The organism is Microbulbifer mixtoriginis (SeqCode), assembly GCF_052466695.1.
In genome coordinates this window covers 71282-88554 of record NZ_CP174285.1, presented here as the reverse complement: position 1 = coordinate 88554, position 17273 = coordinate 71282, and the positions used below count along the sequence as shown (strand labels likewise).

The window sequence follows — 17273 nt, the reverse complement described above, 5'->3', positions numbered from 1 at the left end:
CTATCGATTACTTATCAGCATTCATACGCTTTACGACAGCCTCAGTCAGATTGACCGAAGGATTTGCAAAGTAAGCGGTAGAGGCATCCAACACTAAGTCCAGGTTTTGCTCTTTAATGATCGCTTCCAACGCTGTTTTAGCCTTGGGCCCCAGAGAAGTTTGAATTTCCTGGCCCACCTGGGCCTCCATTGCGCGCAGTTTTTTAACGGTAGTTTCAAAGTCTGAACGCTTGAAGTTCATCTTACGTTGATATTCTGTTTTCTGCTCATCGGACCAGGTAACGCTATTTTTCTGCGCATCTTCTGCCATTTTTTGTAGTTCTGAACGAATAGACTCGGCACTACTTTGCAGCTTGGAGTACTCGGAACTGGTCTTCAATGAATTGACCTTGGTCTTGGCCACATCGGTGCTCATAATCGCAGCCTGCAGGTTAAATACCGCAACCTTGGTCTGCGCCATGGCGGCGCCAGACAGGGTTATACCAGCCAGCAGGATTGCGAAAATCTTTACATTCTTAAGCACTTTAGTCTCTCCAATTGGTTTTATTTTTTATGCGCAGCAGCTGCACTCAATCCATTTATATTCGATAAAGTTAAAAGCTATTACCCAGGGTAAACTGGAACACTTCCGTCTCATCATCCTCGTTTTCCTTCAAGGCTTTAGCCAAACTGAAAGTCAATGGTCCAAAACCGGTAACCCATGTCAAGCCAATGCCCGCGGAAACATTCATTTTACCGAAGTCCACATCGTAACAGTTGATCTGGGTTTCATCACAACTAGTATCAAAGACGTTACCTGCATCAACAAAGAAGGCAGACTGCAGAGAGCGCTGATCTTTGATAAACGGCAGCGGGAAAATAACCTCGGCACTACCCTCGACTAGGATGTTTCCACCAAATGGATCGGCATCACCGTTCTGACGGATATCCAGGTTCCCATTCTCATCTATCTGATAGCAGTTTTTTGTAATGCTTTCACCATCGGTTGCACAAGGAAGTTGAGTATAAAACTCTGCAGGAGTGGAACGGGGGCCCAGTGTATTACGCTTGAAACCGCGCACGGAGCCAAAACCACCGGCATAGAAATTTTCAAAGAAAGGCAGTTGATCGAGATCACCGTAGCCATCCCCGTAACCCAGGCGCGTACGCAGACGTAGCGTCAAACTCTTCGTTAGGGGGCGGAAATACTGACCAGTATAAATAAATTTGTAGTATTCAAGATCACTGCCGGGCACGGTAAATTCTGCGGAGAAATTCTGGGATGCCCCGCGAGTCGCCAATATACCGCGGTTCAAAGTGGAGCGGGCATAAGAAGCTGTCAAAGCCAAGTTATTAAACGCATCACCGTAACGATCGATAAAACCATCTGCCGAAGTATTAAACTGGTTCTGATCAATCATCATTGCAAGATCATTGGCCACGTCATTATTGAGATCTGCAACAATCGTCTCGGCATCAATGAGTGTCACCCCCTCACGAGCGGTGTCATCCAAAAGAGATGGGCTGGATTGGATTTCCTGTACAGAACCACTCGAGGCCGAGAGCTCCAAATGACTGAAATTAACATTCAGTCCCACACGGGAAATTTCTGAAACCGGGTAGCCAAAGCTAACACCACCACCATAACTAGTCGTGTTGTAGTCCGACAGGTTAACCTCAGAGTAGTCATTTTCCCTATAAAAAACGTTAAACCCGCGGCTCACACCGTCAGGGGTAAAGTAAGGGTCAAGATAGGAAAAGTTCAGTGCGGTCTGGTAGGTAGACACGTTTAAACCTATACCTACCTGCTTGCCGGTACCCAGCCAGTTATTTTCCTGGATATTACCGCCGAGTACCAAACCGCTACTCTGTGCCCAGCCGATAGTGCCACCAATAGAGCCTGAAGGTTGCTCCTCTACGGTATATTCCACATCGATCTGGTCGGAAGTACCAGGTACCTCTGCAGTTTCTACTTCCACCTCTTTAAAGTAACCGAGGCGTTCCAGGCGCACCTTGGATTGCTCAATTCTTGCGGAGGAGGCCGAGGCAGATTCCATCTGACGCATTTCACGGCGCAACACCTCATCGGCAGTACGGGTGTTACCACGGAAATTGATTCGGCGCACATAGGCGCGCTTACCCGGGTTGATAAAGAAGGTAATTTTTACCGTATTCTCTTCTTTATTGGGTTCGGGAATGCCATTCACCTCGGCAAAGGTATAACCTTCATTGCCCAGACGCTTAGTAATATAGTCAGACGTGGTGGTCATCCGAATCTGGGAGAAAGTCTGCCCTTCACGCACCAACAGTAAGCGCTTGATTTCCTCTTCCGAAACCACCGGGTCGCCGGCGAGATCCACCTCACTGACGGTGTAAACATTCCCCTCTCTCACATTGACTGTGATAAAAACACTCTGCTTGTCTGGGCTCAGGGAAACCTGAGTGGATTCTATTTGAAAATCCAGATAGCCGCGGTCGAGATAGTAGGACTCTAGGCGCTCCAGGTCACCAGTGAGTTTCTCACGGGAATATTTGTCATCGCTGCGCAGCCAGGACAACCAACCTGTGGTCTGCAGCTCGAAAATTTCTGCCAATTCTTCGTCGGAAAATGCCTCGTTACCCACAACATTGATGTGCTTGATAGCCGCAACCGAGCCCTCGTCGACGATAACCCGCAGCTCGACCTGGTTGCGTGGCAATTCTTTCACTTCGGTCTTAACACTTGCACCATAGCGCCCCTGTGCCACATATTGGCGCTCAAGCTCCTGGGCGAGCCCCTCCAGAGTTGCACGTTTAAAGATCTGCCCCTCGGATAAACCGTTATCCTTCATACCCTTGAGCAAATCTTCGGTGGCGATGGCCTTATTACCGCTGATCTCAATCTTGGAAATTGCTGGACGCTCGCGAACAGTGACCACCAGAACACCATTTTCACGGCCGATTTGGATATCTTCAAAGTAGCCGGTGCGGAACAGTGCCCGGGTAGCGCTCTGGATTTCCACGGATTCAATTTCATCACCCACTCGCACGGGAAGGGCAGAGAAGACTGTACCGGCAGAGACGCGTTGCAATCCTTCCACGCGAATATCATTGACCACGAACGACTGCGCTATTGCACTTAAAGGCAACATCAGGCCGAGGGAGGCCGCTTTGAGGAAATCTTTCATCTACTAATTCCGAGTGTTTTTATTCGCAATCCAGGAGTTACAGCGCTTTATTCAGCGCCCAGCTCCCCCGGAACCTGAGGGTTGCCCCTCTACCTTGTAATCGACATCAACCCGTTCTGAGTTCCCGGGTACCTTGACCGTTTCAACTTTCACCACCTTCAAGTAACCAAGTCGCTCAAGGCGAACTTTAGATTGCTCAATAAGAGCCGAAGAAGCTAAAGCGGACTCCATTTGGCGCAACTCTCGCCGCAAAACTTCATCTGCCGTGCGAGTGTTTCCACGAAAAGTAATACGCCTAACGTAGGTGCGCTTGCCAGGGTCAATAAAGAAAGTGATTTTTACCGTGTTCTCTTCTTTATTGGCTTCTGGAATACCGTTTACTTCGGCAAAAGCGTAACCCTTATTGCCCAAACGCTTGGAAATATAGTCTGAAGTCGTTGTCATCCTGACCTGGGAGAACGTCTGCCCTTCACGCACTAGCAGCAAGCGCTTAATTTCTTCCTCTGGAACGACTGGGTCTCCAGCAAGTTCTACTTCACTAACAGTGTAAACATCACCCTCAATCACGTTAACAGTGATGAAAACACTCTTCTTGTCCGGCCCAAGAGATACTTGGGTAGAGTCGATCTGGAAGTCGAGATATCCGCGATCGAGATAATAAGATTCAAGACGCTCCAGGTCACCAGTGAGCTTCTCACGGGAGTACTTATCATCACTGCGCAACCAAGAGAGCCAGCCAGTGGTTTTAAGCTCAAAAATTTCTCCGAGCTCTTGATCTGAAAAGACGCGATTCCCTACGATGTTGATATGTTTAATCGCAGCAACGGTCCCTTCCTCGACAATAACCTTCAATTCAACCTGATTGCGTGGTAACTCTTTAACTTCTGCTTGGACGCTAGCGCCATAGCGCCCCTGTGCCACATACTGGCGCTCAAACTCCTGGGTCAACCCTTTGAGGGTCGAGCGCTTTAAAATCTGTCCCTCGGCCAGACCGTAATCCTTCAGCGCCTTTAGCAGATCTTCCGAGGCAATCGCCTTGTTTCCTGATATATCTATCTTAGATATGGCTGGCCGCTCTCTCACGTTAACAACTAGAACGCTACTTTCACGACCGATCTGAATATCCTCAAAATAACCGGTTTGAAACAGTTCTCGGGTCGCCCCCTGAATATCCGCAAGCTCAATTTCATCGCCAACACGCACCGGAAGAGCTGAAAAAACGGTGCCTGCAGAAACACGCTGCAAACCTTCTACACGAATATCGCTGAGAACGAATGACTGAGCTAAAGCGCTGAGAGGCAGCACCAAGCCCAGGGATATCGCTAACAGCCAATATTTCATACTAATTCCGAACCGCTTCTGATAAGAGCAGAGGTTCCCAAGGTAACCGGCACCATGCTCACTCTAAAAATCTATTCACTCCAAACGCCATAGGAAAATGCACTCCAGGAGGCTACAAACGTAAAATATCGTTATAAAGAGCCAACCCCATAATACAAAGCACTAAGGCCATACCTACTTGTAAACCGATCACCTGCACTCTCTCAGACACAGGAGAACCCTTGACCGCCTCAATACCGTAGTAGAGAAGGTGACCACCATCGAGTACCGGAATGGGTAACAGATTGAGTACACCGAGACTGATACTAAGCAGAGCTAAAAGCGACAGGAAAGACTGCCACCCCCTCTCTGCGGAAGTACCCGCCACTTTAGCAATGGTGATGGGGCCACTCAAGTTTTTGGTCGAAAGTTGACCAAAAATCAATTTCTTCAAGCTGTTCAGAGTGAACAGTGTTTTGTCCCAAGTCTCTTGCACCCCCTGAGAAAGAGCGCCAGCTACACCGTAGTGGAAAACTCGTACGCGATCCTCGGGCCAGCGCTCGGTGACGGGCTGTACGCCGATCTGGCCGACACGCTCACCACTGTCGAGCGTCACCTGCGCCGGCGTAACCGGCAGGGTCAACCGTTGCCCCTGTCGTTCAACTTCCACCTGAAGGGGCTCGCCTGCACGAGCGCGCACATACTGACTCCACTCTTCCCAACCGGAAAAAATTCGCCCGTCGGTAGCCACAATCTTATCGCCCGCACGCAGCCCCGCTGCACTAGCAGCGCTACCCTCCACAACCTTATGCAACGTCATACTAATGGGCGGCGTCCAGAGACCGAGGCCAATCTCCCCCAATGGGTCAGGGACTTCCTGGCCTGCGAGCCAACGGTCGATATCAGCCGCCATATGATATTCGAGGTTAGAGTCCGGGTAGCGCACTGAGAATTCTATAGAGCCACTGTCCCCCAAACGGTTAGCCAAGCGCCAGTTGAGGGCTTGCCAAGTGGGTGTAGCTTCGCCATCCACCGCGATAATTTCCTGCCCGGACTCCAATCCCGCAGCTTCAGCAATACTTCCAGGCTTGACGGAATCTACGACAGGCACCGGACCCGCCGTGCCCCCCATAAAGACAATCCAAAACAGTACAATTGCCAACAGGAAGTTAGCTGCGGGACCCGCTGCAGCAATCGCCATACGCGCCCAAACACTCTTTCGGTTAAATGCCTGATTCAGCTCGTGAGCGGCGACAGGCCCCTCCCGCTCATCTAGCATTTTTACATAGCCACCAAGGGGAATTGCTGAGATAGCAAACTCAGTGCCGTGCCGGTCATAGCGAGAGAAAAGGCGGCGGCCAAAGCCGACAGAAAAGCGCAGCACCTTGACCCCACAGAGCCGTGCTACGAGAAAGTGTCCAAACTCGTGGAAGGAAACCAGTATACCGAGGGCTACCAAGGCCCAGATTACCGTCTGAATCAGATCCATACTCAGTTACAGTCTCTTTTCATGCGCAAACACCGGCATTATATGCCCAGCAGCAAAATTAAAGGGCCCCAACAGCTTGTTGGGCCAGCTCCCGCGCATTGAGATCAATGGCTTCGACTACGTCCAGCCCTGTCAGTTCAACGGTGGGAGTGCTATTCATTACTTTTTCTATAGCCGCAGCAATACTAGTAAATGCCAACCGTCCTTGTAAAAACGCCTCTACAGCCACCTCATTGGCCGCATTCAATACCGTGGGAGCACTGCCGCCGGCATTCATAGCTTCGCGTGCCAGACGCAGGCAGGGGAATCGCTGATAATTTGGCGCTTCAAAATCCAGGCGGCCCTGCGCTATCAGGTCGAGTGCAGGAACCCCAGCATCTATGCGGATGGGAAAGGCCAGTGCGTGAGCGATGGGGGTGCGCATATCTGGATTACCCATCTGTGCCAACAGGGAGCCATCCCGATATTGCACCATGGAATGCACAATACTCTGTGGGTGCACGACCACTTCTATTTGCTCTGGGCTGGCGCTGAACAAATAACAGGCCTCAATAAACTCCAACCCCTTATTCATCATGGTGGCCGAATCTACTGAAATTTTCCGTCCCATCGACCAATTGGGGTGTGCGCAAGCTTCCTCGGGGGTCACTCGATGTAAATCACCGGCTAGGCGTGTGCGGAAAGGGCCGCCGGAACCGGTTAGCAAGATTTTTTCCACTCCCGCCCCCTCCAAGCTGCCAAACGGCTGGGGCAGACACTGGAAAATGGCATTGTGCTCGCTGTCAATTGGCAGTAATTGGGCACCTCCTGCCCGCAAAGCTTGCAGGAAAACTGGGCCGGCCATCACCAGAGCCTCTTTATTCGCAAGCAACACTTTCTTCCCAGCTTCAACTGCTGCTAAAGTTGGACGCAGCCCAGCTGCACCGACAATTGCTGCCATAACCACATCCACTTCATTCGCAGAGGCAACCTGGCATAGCCCTTCCAAACCCCAAAGGACTTCAGTAGAAACTCCCTCCCCCAGCATACTGCGCAATTGATCGGCCCCCTCTTCACCAGCCACCACCGCAAAGCGAGGGTTATATTGACGACACTGCTGGGCCAGCTCAGCAATACGCTCGCGGGCTGTCAGAGCATAGATGGTATAGCGCTGGGGGTGGCGGGCAAGCACATCGAGTGTACTTACACCAATAGAGCCCGTAGAACCTAGGACAGTGACGACTTGTGGAGATTGCCTTTGCATAAGTGCTCGACTTACCTACGAAACTTCTTGTACCTCGACCAAAGCACCGACAGACAATGGCGGCGCTGGTCACAAGCACTGGATATAAATTGAAGTGTGGCGTACCCGTTATAAGTACTTAGGCAGCTCACTAGCGAGGGCCGCCATGGTGAAAACCGGTAAAGCCGCAGTGAGACTATCCAGCCGATCCATAACACCGCCATGCCCTGGCAGAATATGACTACTGTCTTTGATACCCCGGTGCCGCTTGAACATACTCTCCAGCAGGTCGCCAATGACTGAGGCAAGCGCAGTTACCAGTACACCGAAAGAGAACAGCACAGTATTTTTCAGAGGAAGATCAAACAGGTAGGAAGTAACCAGTGCGAGTATCAAGCAGGCTCCCAAACCGCCAAAAAAACCCTCCCAGGATTTGCCGGGACTCACTTCGCGGGCCAACTTGCGCTTTCCGAACTTGCGCCCGACAAAATAAGCGCCCACATCGGCAGCGACAACAATAGCGACGACATACAATACCAGCCAGGCCCCGTGATCGAGCCCACGCAAAACCACCAGCGACAACCAGCTGGGCACCAGAACCACTAGCCCAATCAGTCCACGTACCCAACGATTGCCCCACAGCGAGGCACTGGCGGGGTAGCTCTGGACCCAGTGAAAAGCAAGCGCCCACCAACCGCAGGCTACTGCCAGGATTTGACGGGCCCGATCAATATCCGGGGATCCGAAATCCATGGAAAAAACATATTCCGCGGTGAATACCAGGGTTCCGCCCAGTGCGGCGAGAAAGACAAAACGCAGTGCGCGATTGAGGTTGGAAAGATTGGCCCACTCCCAACCACCGAGCAAAATCACGGCAACGAAAATCAGTGTGTACCATTGAATTGGTAGCAGGAACAAAACTCCAGCGAAAAGTACCAGCAATACCAGCGCAGTAATTATTCTTTGTTTAAGCACCGAAAACCCCTTTCATCTGGACCTACACTCAGCCTACTATCGCACAGCAAGCCTGAACGCCCCGGTGTAATATTCCTAAAAATTATTCGCGGACAAAAAAATGGCCGCGCATTTGGCCCGATCCCTGTCAGGCCTGCACAGCCGTGCCATCACCTTCAGCGCGCCCACCGAATCGCCGGTCGCGCTGTTGAAATGCTTTTATCGCCTCATCAAGGGCGCTTTCATCAAAATCCGGCCAGAGCGTATCGGTAAAAAATAACTCGCTATAGGCGGCCTGCCAGAGAATAAAGTTACTTATACGCTGCTCGCCACTGGATCTTATCAATAGATCCACCGATGGCAAATCCGCGAGCTGTATATGGCTTTCAACCGCATCCTCATCAATGGAGTCGAGGGACCGCTGGCCATTGACCACCTCTTCGGCAAGCTGCTTTGCCGCCTGGGCAATATCCCAGCGACCGCCATAGTCCGCAGCAATAACCAGGTCGCCCTGAGTACAGCCCCGGGTAATCTCTTCCGCTTCCACAATGGCGCGCTGCAAGCGAGGCGAAAAACGATCCCTGCGCCCTACCACTCTCAGGCGCACACCTTCATCACGCATACGCCTAGCTTCTTTGCGCAGATAGGAGTGAAACAGCGTCATTAGCAGCTCCACTTCCTTAGGAGGGCGCTGCCAATTTTCGCTAGAAAAAGCGAACAATGTCAGCACCTCTACACCGCGACTCCTACACGCAGACAGGAGATCGCGTATGCGCTCAACTCCAGCCTTGTGCCCAGCCGAGGGCGAGAGCCCTCTGCGGGCGGCCCAGCGCCCATTACCATCCATAATAATGGCGATATGTCGGGGGACCGGGGAGCTCAAGCTGGTACCACTATTACCCATTAAATTTCCATCAGATCTTTTTCTTTAGCTGCGAGCGCCTTATCGACATCCGCTACAAACTGATCTGTAATTTTCTGAACATCATCACCTGCACGACGCTCATCGTCCTCGGAGATCTCCTTGTCCTTGACCAAAGATTTCACCTCAGCAAGCGCATCGCGACGAATATTTCGGATAGACACACGCGCAGTCTCAGCCTCACCGCGAGCCTGACGAATAAAGTTCTTGCGAGTCTCTTCGGTCAGCATAGGCATCGGTATACGAATAACCGCACCCGCTGTGCTTGGGTTGAGGCCCAGATCCGATTTCATAATCGCCTTTTCGATGTCTGGAACCAGGTTTTTCTCCCAAGGAGTCACCGATAAGGTGCGCGCATCCTCAACTGTGACATTGGCAACCTGAGATAGTGGAGTATCTGAACCGTAATAGGAAACATGAATACCGTCGAGAATACTCGGATGCGCACGGCCGGTGCGAATTTTATTGAAATTATTGGCCAGTGCGTCGAGCGCCTTGCTCATGCGAGTCTTAGCGTCTTTTTTGATATCTTCAATCACGATTTCACTTCCTCTTCGATTAGCGTGCCTTCCTCGCCGCCCACGACAATATTGAGCAGCGCACCGGTTTTATCCATACGGAACACCCGAACGGGCATATTGTGCTCGCGGCAGAGACAGATCGCAGTCAAATCCATCACGCCAAGTTTTTTATCGAGCACTTCGTCATAAGTCAGCTGGTCATAGCGGGTTGCGGTAGGGTCCAGTACCGGATCAGCCGAGTAAACACCGTCTACCTTGGTGGCTTTTAGCACCAACTCAGCCTCAATTTCAATACCGCGCAGGCAGGCTGCAGAATCTGTGGTAAAAAATGGGTTGCCGGTACCCGCGGCAAAAATCAGTACCTCACCGCGCTCCAAGTAGCGAATGGCCGCGCGGCGGTCATAGTGGTCCACAATTCCGCTCATCTGAATAGAGGACATTACCCGCGAGGAGATATTGGACCTTTCCAGTGCATCTCGCAGGGCCAAGGCATTCATTACCGTAGCCAGCATTCCCATATGATCGCCGGTCACGCGATCGAGTCCGGCTGCACTCAGGGCCGCGCCGCGAAACAAGTTGCCGCCGCCCACAACTAATCCAACCTGAACGCCGATACCTACCAGCTGGCCAATCTCCAGGGCCATTTTGTCCAGCACTTTAGGGCTGATACCAAAACCCTGATCACCCATCAGCTCTTCGCCGCTGAGTTTCAACAGAATTCTTTTATATTTGCGGTCTTTAATACCGGGCATTCTTCGGTCCTCTCAAATGTACCTGTTTAGTGGCCAAGTATTGCCGCCGAACATTACAACACTTTCAGTCATTTACACAGAGGGGTGCCCCGCTGTAAGCACATAGGCTCCAGCGAAGGCACCCCACCGCGAGTGAGCGCACAGGGCACCCACTATTATCAATTAAGAAGAGGACTTAACCTGTGCAGCTACTTCTGCAGCGAAGTCCACCTCTTCTTTCTCGATACCTTCGCCCACTTCAAAACGAACGAAAGAAGTTACGTCAGCGCCGGCTTCTTTAACCAGCTTGCCAATACTCACGTCAGGATTCTTAACGAAAGGCTGCTCTACCAAGCTGTTCTCCTTCAGGAACTTCTTGATACGGCCCCCCATCATTTTCTCAACGATCTCAGCGGGTTTGCCTTCCATATCCGGCTGCGCCTTGATGATGTCCTTCTCTTTTTCCAGAACATCAGCAGGCATATCTTCAGGCTTATTCACCTGGGGGTTTACCGCGGTTACGTGCATAGCAACGTCTTTCGCCAGCTCAACCTCACCAGCGCTCAGAGCTACCAGGGCGGCGATACGATTATTGGAGTGTACGTAGGCACCTACAACCGGAGCCTCAACCAGCTGGATTCGACGCACACCGATGTTCTCACCGATTTTCTGAACCAGTGCTTCGCGAGCAGTTTCCAGATCACCTTCCATCAGGGCGGCTACGTCCTGCTGACGCTCAGCAAATGCCTTATCGACCACCTTGGCAACAAAAGCCTGGAAGTTTTCATCGCGGGCAACGAAGTCAGTCTCAGAGTTCACTTCAACCAACACACCGTAGCTGCCGTCCTCGGCTATTTTTGCAGCGACAACGCCGTCTGCAGCGGTGCGGCCAGCTTTTTTAGCAGCCTTCAGGCCGGAGGCTTTGCGCAGGTCTTCGATCGCTTTCTCGATATCGCCATCCGCTGCGGTAAGTGCTTTCTTACACTCCATCATCGGCAGGCCAGTACGCTCGCGCAGTTCTTTTACCATTGACGCGGTAATCGCCATGATTTTTTCCTCGGGGTTCTGTCACTAAAAATTAGAAAAAAGGGGCCGTAATTCGGGCCCCTTTTTAAGTTCGCAATGTAACGCTACTCCGTCACACCACTTAGCCCTGCAAATTACTCTGCAGCAGCTTCGTCATCGCTAGCTTCGACGTACTCGTCTTTGTTCACCGCGCTACCAGCTTCCGCTGCACCGGCGAGCACCGCGTCAGCTGCAACAGTGGTGTACAGCTTGATTGCACGGATAGCGTCGTCGTTACCGGGAATTACATAGTCAACACCAGCGGGATCGCTATTGGTATCGACAACACCGATTACCGGAATACCAAGCTTGTTAGCTTCCTGGATGGCGATGCGCTCGTGCTCAACGTCGATTACGAAAATCGCGTCGGGCAGGCCGCCCATGTCTTTGATACCACCGATGGAGCGGTCAAGCTTTTCCATCATGCGGGTGCGCATCAGAGCTTCTTTTTTGGTCAGCTTTTCGAAAGTGCCATCTTGAGACTGGGCTTCCAGCTCACGGAAACGCTTGATGGACGCGCGGATGGTTTTGTAGTTGGTGAGCATACCGCCCAGCCAGCGGTTGCTGACGAAGGGCTGGCCACAGCGCTCAGCCTGCTCTTTGATAGATTTCTGTGCAGCACGCTTGGTGCCAACGAACAGAATCTTTTTCTTTTGAGCAGCCATCCCCTTGATCACCTGCAGGGCTTCGTTGAAGGCCGGTACAGTGTGCTCCAGGTTGATGATGTGAATCTTGTTGCGGGCACCAAAGATGAATTGACCCATCTTCGGGTTCCAGTAGCGGGTCTGGTGGCCAAAGTGAACACCAGCCTGCAGCATATCGCGCATGCTTACTTGCGGCATAATAAACCTCTATATATACGGGTTAGTCCTCCACACATCCCATGCGTCAACCCCTATCGAGGCACCCAGACACATGTGTCGATGCGTGTGCGGCATTTTTACCCCGGAAGCATTCCGGAGCGGCGCGCTTTATACCACAATCGCACAGCTGAGTGAAGGACGCGGACAAATATGGTGCGAATGAGTGCGCCGATTCGCTCGCTGAATAGTGTCAAGCCCTGACGCTATGCCCCACCACCGGCAATCCGCTACAATGCCCGCCTTCACAGATAGACTTAAGGACACGCATGACCTCAGCCATAAAGACGCCGGAACAAATTGCCAAAATGCGCACCGCGGGCCGCCTCGCCGCAGAGGTCCTGGAAATGATTGGCGAATATGTGGTCCCTGGTGTCACAACGGAAGAACTGGACCGCCGCTGCCACGACCATATTGTCAACGTGCAGAAAGCCATTCCCGCCTGCCTCGGCTATCGAGGCTTCCCAAAGTCCATTTGCACCTCGGTAAATGAAGTGGTCTGCCACGGAATACCCTCTGAAAGCAAAGTGCTCAAAAAGGGCGACATCATTAATATTGACGTCACCGTGATCAAGGATGGATGGTACGGCGACACCAGCAAGATGTTCTTCGTCGGCAAGCCCGCTGCACACGCCGAGCGGCTGGTGCGCGTAACCCAAGAATGCATGTACAAGGCTATTGAGATAGTGCGCCCGGGTACCAGCCTCGGTGATATTGGCCATGTGATCCAGCAGCATGCCGAAAAGAATTACTACTCCGTCGTACGCGACTTCTGCGGTCACGGTATCGGCGATGTCTTCCACGAAGAACCTCAGATATTGCACTACGGCCAGCCCGGAACTGGCGAAGTTTTGCAGGAGGGCATGACCTTCACTATTGAGCCGATGATCAATGCCGGCAAAGCTGCAACCCGCGTTCTCGGCGACGGCTGGACGGCAGTCACCAAGGACCGCCGCCTATCGGCACAGTGGGAGCACACCATGGTGGTCACCAGCAACGGGGTTGAGGTACTGACCGCACGCGGTGAGGAAAAGTTTTAATCGCAAACTCTCCCCGCTCCAATTAAAGATGCACAGTCCCGCTGCCGCGCGGCGGGACACTGCCAAACGGACTTCAGTCATGCAGCCGGCCAATATCCCTTACTTCGAGCGCCCCCTGTTCTTCTTCGATCAAACCCGCTTTCGCCGGGACTTGGCTTCCCGTGAAAAACCGCCCTTGCAAGTATTTAAAGATGCGATTGGCGCTGCCGAGCACCAGATGGCTGAACGTTTTCGCGAGGGTGAAGATGTGGCCACCCTCGTGCATGAGCGCGCCTTATTCATCGACTGCCTGTTGCACTACGCCTGGCATCAGTACAGCTGGAGACCGGGCGCCAGCTTGCTGGCCGTCGGAGGCTATGGGCGCGGGGAGCTGCACCCCCATTCCGATATCGACCTGCTGATCCTCACCGAGGAACGCGCCGATGATGAAACAGTCGACAACATAGAGCGCCTCATTACTTTCCTCTGGGATTTGGGCTTGGAGATCGGTCACTCAGTGCGCAACGTAAATGAGTGCCTAGCGCTGGCCGCCGAGGACATCACCGTCATCACCAATCTCACCGAGTCCCGTACTGTGGTGGGTGATAGCAAACCCGGCGAACGACTTGCGGCCGGGATGGAGGGGGGCAAGCTCTGGTCCACCGAGGATTTCTTCAAAGCCAAACTGGCGGAACAGGATGAGCGCCACAACCGCCAGCAGGCAGCGGAATATATTCTCGAGCCCAATATCAAAAACGCACCCGGCGGGCTGCGCGATATCCAGACTATCTCTTGGGTCGCGAAGTACTTTTTTCGCGTACGCACGCTCAGACAGTTGCAGGGCAAGGCCTTTTTCACTGAAGAAGAATTCGCCATCCTGCAGTCCGGCGAAAGTTTCCTTTGGCGTGTGCGCTACGGCCTTCACCTCCTCGCCGGGCGCGCCGAGGAGCGACTGCTGTTCGACTACCAGAGGGAGCTAGCCAAACAATTTGGCTATGAAGACAGCGACACCCAGCTGGCAGTTGAGCAATTTATGCACAACTACTATCGCATCGTAATGGCCCTACGCGAGCTTAACGATGTATTGCTGCAGTATTTGGGCGAGGTGATCCAACAAGGGGGTGAGCAGGCTATCACCCCCATCAATGAGCGCTTCCAACTGCGCGGCGGCGCGATTGAAGCCGTCTATCCGCAGGTGTTTAATCAGCACCCCTCTGCGCTATTGGAAATCTTTGTGTTGATGACCAGGCACCCGCAGATTACCCGGGTGCGTGCCTCAACTATCCGCCTGATCCGGGAACACCGCCACTTGATCGATGAGCGCTTTCGCGCGGACTCCGCCAACAGCGAGCTGTTTATGGAACTGCTGCGTTCTGCGCGCGGACTCTCCACACAGCTGTCGCGCATGACCCGCTACGGTATTCTCGGGCGCTACCTGCCAGAATTCGGCCGCGTTACCGGGCAAATGCAGCACGATCTCTTCCATATCTACACTGTGGACGCTCACACCTTGCAGGTGGTGCGCAATATGCGCAGTTTTCGCGGCCCCGAAGCACGCGAGAAATTCCCGATCGCCGCGGAGATCCTCGAGCGGTTGCGCCAGCCCGAGCTGCTGTATATTGCCGGTCTCTACCACGATATCGCCAAGGGTCGCGGCGGCGACCACTCGAAGTTGGGCGTGGTGGACGCCGCCGAATTCTGCCAGCGCCACCAACTGCCGGCACGCGACCGCCGCCTGGTGTGCTGGCTGGTGGAAAAGCATCTATTGATGAGCCAGGTATCCCAAAAACAGGACATCAGCGACCCGGAGGTGGTGCATGCCTTCGCCCGCGAGGTGGGCGACCGCGAACACCTGGATTACCTCTACGCCCTCACAGTAGCCGATATCAACGCCACCAACCCAGAGCTTTGGAACAGCTGGCGCGCCAGCCTGATGCGCCAACTCTACCAGGCCACCCAACACGCCCTGCGCCGCGGTTTGGAGAATCCCGTCGATCGGGAGGAAATCATCGAAGAGACCCGCAGCCTGGCACTGGAAAAGCTGAGCGCCCTCGGTCTGCCAGAGGCCTCCATAGAAAATATCTGGGCGCAAATGGGCGAGGACTACTTTGTGCGCGAGAGCGCCGACAACATCGTTTGGCACACCGCGGCCATCCATGAGCTGCACAGCAACAGCCCGCTGCTGCCGAGCGACACCCTGGTACTAACGCGCAACTCGGGCCCCGGTGAGCACGATGGCGCCACCCAGGTTTTCGTCTATACCCCCGACCGCGCCAATGTGTTCGCCGCCGCAGTCACCGGACTCGATATGCTCAACCTGAACGTGCACGACGCGCGCCTTTACAGCTCGGCCTCAGGTTACACCCTAGACACTTTTTATGTGCTGGACGAATCTGGACAACCCCTGCTCGACGAACCCCAGCGCCTGCAGCAAATTCGCGAAACCCTACAAGAGGAGCTGGAACTGGTGGAGGATTACTCCAAGGTGATCCAACGGCGCACCCCGAGGCGCCTAAAGATGTTTTCACTGGAGAGCCGCGCGCACCTATCCACAGAACCGGGAGATCAGTACAGCACGCTGGAAATCACCAGTGCTGATAGACCGGGCCTGCTGGCCCTGATTGCACGCACCTTTGTCACACACGATCTGCGCCTGCACAATGCCAAGATCTCCACTCTTGGGGAGCGCGTGGAGGATATTTTCCATATCACCGACGCCGAGGGGCGCGCGCTCTGCAATGCCGAGACCAACCACGCTCTAGAGCAGGCCATTTGCCGGGAGCTGGATGACCACACAGCGCCGTAATATCACCAATGACGAGCGGATAAGAACGCCATGAATCCAAACCTGGACAAGCTGCAGCCCTACCCTTTTTCCAAGTTACAGGCACTGAAAGCGGGCCTGCAGCCGGCGAACAAACCCCATATCGCCCTCTCCATCGGCGAACCGAAACACGAGCCGCCCAAATTCGTACAGAGAGCGCTAGTCGCGCACCTGGATAAGATCTCCGCCTACCCGCTCACCATAGGCCTCGAACCCCTGCGCCAGGCAATTGCCGACTGGCTATGCGCCCGTTTCCAACTCAAACAAGTGAGTGCCGATTCCAAGGTGCTGCCAGTAAACGGCACCCGCGAAGCGTTATTCGCCTTCGCACAGGCCACGGTCACGCCGGGCAGTAAAGTACTGATGCCCAACCCCTTCTACCAGATTTACGAGGGGGCGGCCCTGCTCGCCGGTGCCGAGCCGCACTTTATCAACTGCCTCGCCGACAATAGTTTTAAACCAGACTTCGGCTCGGTATCCGAATCGGTGTGGCAGCAGTGTGAACTGCTCTACCTGTGCTCACCGGGCAATCCCACAGGCGCACTGCTAGGGATCGACGATTTGCAGTCACTCATCGAGCTTGCAGACCGCTTCAACTTCACTATCGCCTCAGATGAGTGCTACTCGGAACTCTATTTCGATGAGAGCGAACCACCGGCCGGGCTGCTGCAAGCCTGCGAGCAAATGGGCCGCAGCAACTATCACCGCTGTGTGGTTTTTCACAGCCTGTCGAAGCGCTCCAATTTGGCCGGGCTGCGCTCCGGGTTTGTTGCGGGCGACGCTCAGCTGCTGGAGAAATTCCTCCTCTATCGCACCTACCACGGCTGCGCAATGCCGCTACCCAACCAATACGCCTCTATTGCCGCCTGGCAGGATGAAGAGCACGTACGCGAAAATCGCGCACTCTACCGACAAAAGTTCGACGCGGTGCTCGATATTCTCGACGGCTGCTTAGAAGTACAAAAACCACAGGCCAGCTTTTACCTGTGGCCGCGAGTCGGCAACGGGGAGGAGTTCGCCAGAGAGCTATACCGCCAGCAAAATATCACGGTTTTGCCAGGCTCTTTCCTCGCCCGCAATAGCGAGGGAGTAAATCCAGGCAGCGAGTATGTACGCATGGCCCTGGTGGCCACATTGGAAGAATGCATAGAGGCTGCAGAGCGCATCAAGGAATTTTGCCGGCAAATCTGACAGGCGAAC

Annotated in this window: 13 protein-coding genes and 1 pseudogene; 3 read left to right on the top strand and 11 right to left on the bottom strand. The window is 53.5% G+C overall.

What is annotated here, in order from left to right:
• Positions 1-7: 7 nt before the first annotated feature.
• The 11 genes and pseudogenes from ACJJI0_RS00360 to rpsB all read right to left on the bottom strand — a co-directional run bounded on the left by ACJJI0_RS00360 (position 8) and on the right by rpsB (position 12212).
• Positions 8-523: an OmpH/Skp family outer membrane protein gene (locus ACJJI0_RS00360; protein WP_252082654.1), complete on the bottom strand. Its 516-nt coding sequence runs from the start codon at positions 521-523 to the stop codon at positions 8-10.
• A 70-nt stretch (positions 524-593) separates the two neighbouring features.
• Entirely contained in the window at positions 594-3146 is a 2553-nt protein-coding gene (gene bamA / locus ACJJI0_RS00355; RefSeq protein WP_252082656.1) for an outer membrane protein assembly factor BamA, read from the bottom strand.
• Positions 3147-3209: 63 nt separating this feature from the next.
• A pseudogene (bamA, locus tag ACJJI0_RS00350) lies at positions 3210-4487 on the bottom strand (outer membrane protein assembly factor BamA); the annotation flags it as partial.
• Positions 4488-4599: 112 nt separating this feature from the next.
• Positions 4600-5955, bottom strand: a complete 1356-nt coding sequence (gene rseP / locus ACJJI0_RS00345; RefSeq protein WP_444884181.1) for an RIP metalloprotease RseP — start codon at positions 5953-5955, stop codon at positions 4600-4602.
• A 58-nt stretch (positions 5956-6013) separates the two neighbouring features.
• A complete protein-coding gene (ispC, locus tag ACJJI0_RS00340; RefSeq protein ID WP_444884180.1) occupies positions 6014-7198 on the bottom strand; it encodes a 1-deoxy-D-xylulose-5-phosphate reductoisomerase in 1185 nt (394 codons plus the stop codon).
• Positions 7199-7306: 108 nt separating this feature from the next.
• Positions 7307-8152 (bottom strand): phosphatidate cytidylyltransferase, encoded by an 846-nt coding sequence (locus ACJJI0_RS00335; RefSeq protein ID WP_252082663.1) that lies wholly within the window; start codon positions 8150-8152, stop codon positions 7307-7309.
• A 127-nt stretch (positions 8153-8279) separates the two neighbouring features.
• Positions 8280-9035: a polyprenyl diphosphate synthase gene (gene uppS / locus ACJJI0_RS00330; protein WP_252082665.1), complete on the bottom strand. Its 756-nt coding sequence runs from the start codon at positions 9033-9035 to the stop codon at positions 8280-8282.
• A complete protein-coding gene (gene frr / locus ACJJI0_RS00325; RefSeq protein ID WP_252082666.1) occupies positions 9035-9592 on the bottom strand; it encodes a ribosome recycling factor in 558 nt (185 codons plus the stop codon). The genes uppS and frr overlap by 1 nt, the downstream gene beginning before the upstream one ends.
• Positions 9589-10326, bottom strand: a complete 738-nt coding sequence (pyrH, locus tag ACJJI0_RS00320) for a UMP kinase (RefSeq protein ID WP_152452478.1) — start codon at positions 10324-10326, stop codon at positions 9589-9591. The genes frr and pyrH overlap by 4 nt, the downstream gene beginning before the upstream one ends.
• A 162-nt stretch (positions 10327-10488) precedes the next feature.
• Positions 10489-11352, bottom strand: a complete 864-nt coding sequence (gene tsf / locus ACJJI0_RS00315; RefSeq protein WP_444884179.1) for a translation elongation factor Ts — start codon at positions 11350-11352, stop codon at positions 10489-10491.
• 113 nt (positions 11353-11465) lie between these two features.
• Complete coding sequence (rpsB, locus tag ACJJI0_RS00310) at positions 11466-12212, bottom strand: 30S ribosomal protein S2 (protein ID WP_252082670.1); 747 nt, start codon at positions 12210-12212, stop codon at positions 11466-11468.
• 287 nt (positions 12213-12499) lie between these two features.
• Here rpsB and map point away from each other — a divergent pair, with 287 nt between their 5' ends.
• From map to dapC, 3 genes are all read left to right on the top strand, one after another.
• A complete protein-coding gene (gene map / locus ACJJI0_RS00305) occupies positions 12500-13270 on the top strand; it encodes a type I methionyl aminopeptidase (protein ID WP_252082672.1) in 771 nt (256 codons plus the stop codon).
• A 79-nt stretch (positions 13271-13349) separates the two neighbouring features.
• Positions 13350-16055 carry a [protein-PII] uridylyltransferase gene (locus tag ACJJI0_RS00300; protein ID WP_444884178.1) on the top strand — a complete coding sequence of 902 codons (2706 nt, stop codon included), beginning with the start codon at positions 13350-13352 and terminating at the stop codon, positions 16053-16055.
• A gap of 30 nt (positions 16056-16085) precedes the next feature.
• Positions 16086-17264: a succinyldiaminopimelate transaminase gene (gene dapC / locus ACJJI0_RS00295; protein WP_444884177.1), complete on the top strand. Its 1179-nt coding sequence runs from the start codon at positions 16086-16088 to the stop codon at positions 17262-17264.
• The last annotated feature ends 9 nt before the right edge of the window (positions 17265-17273 follow it).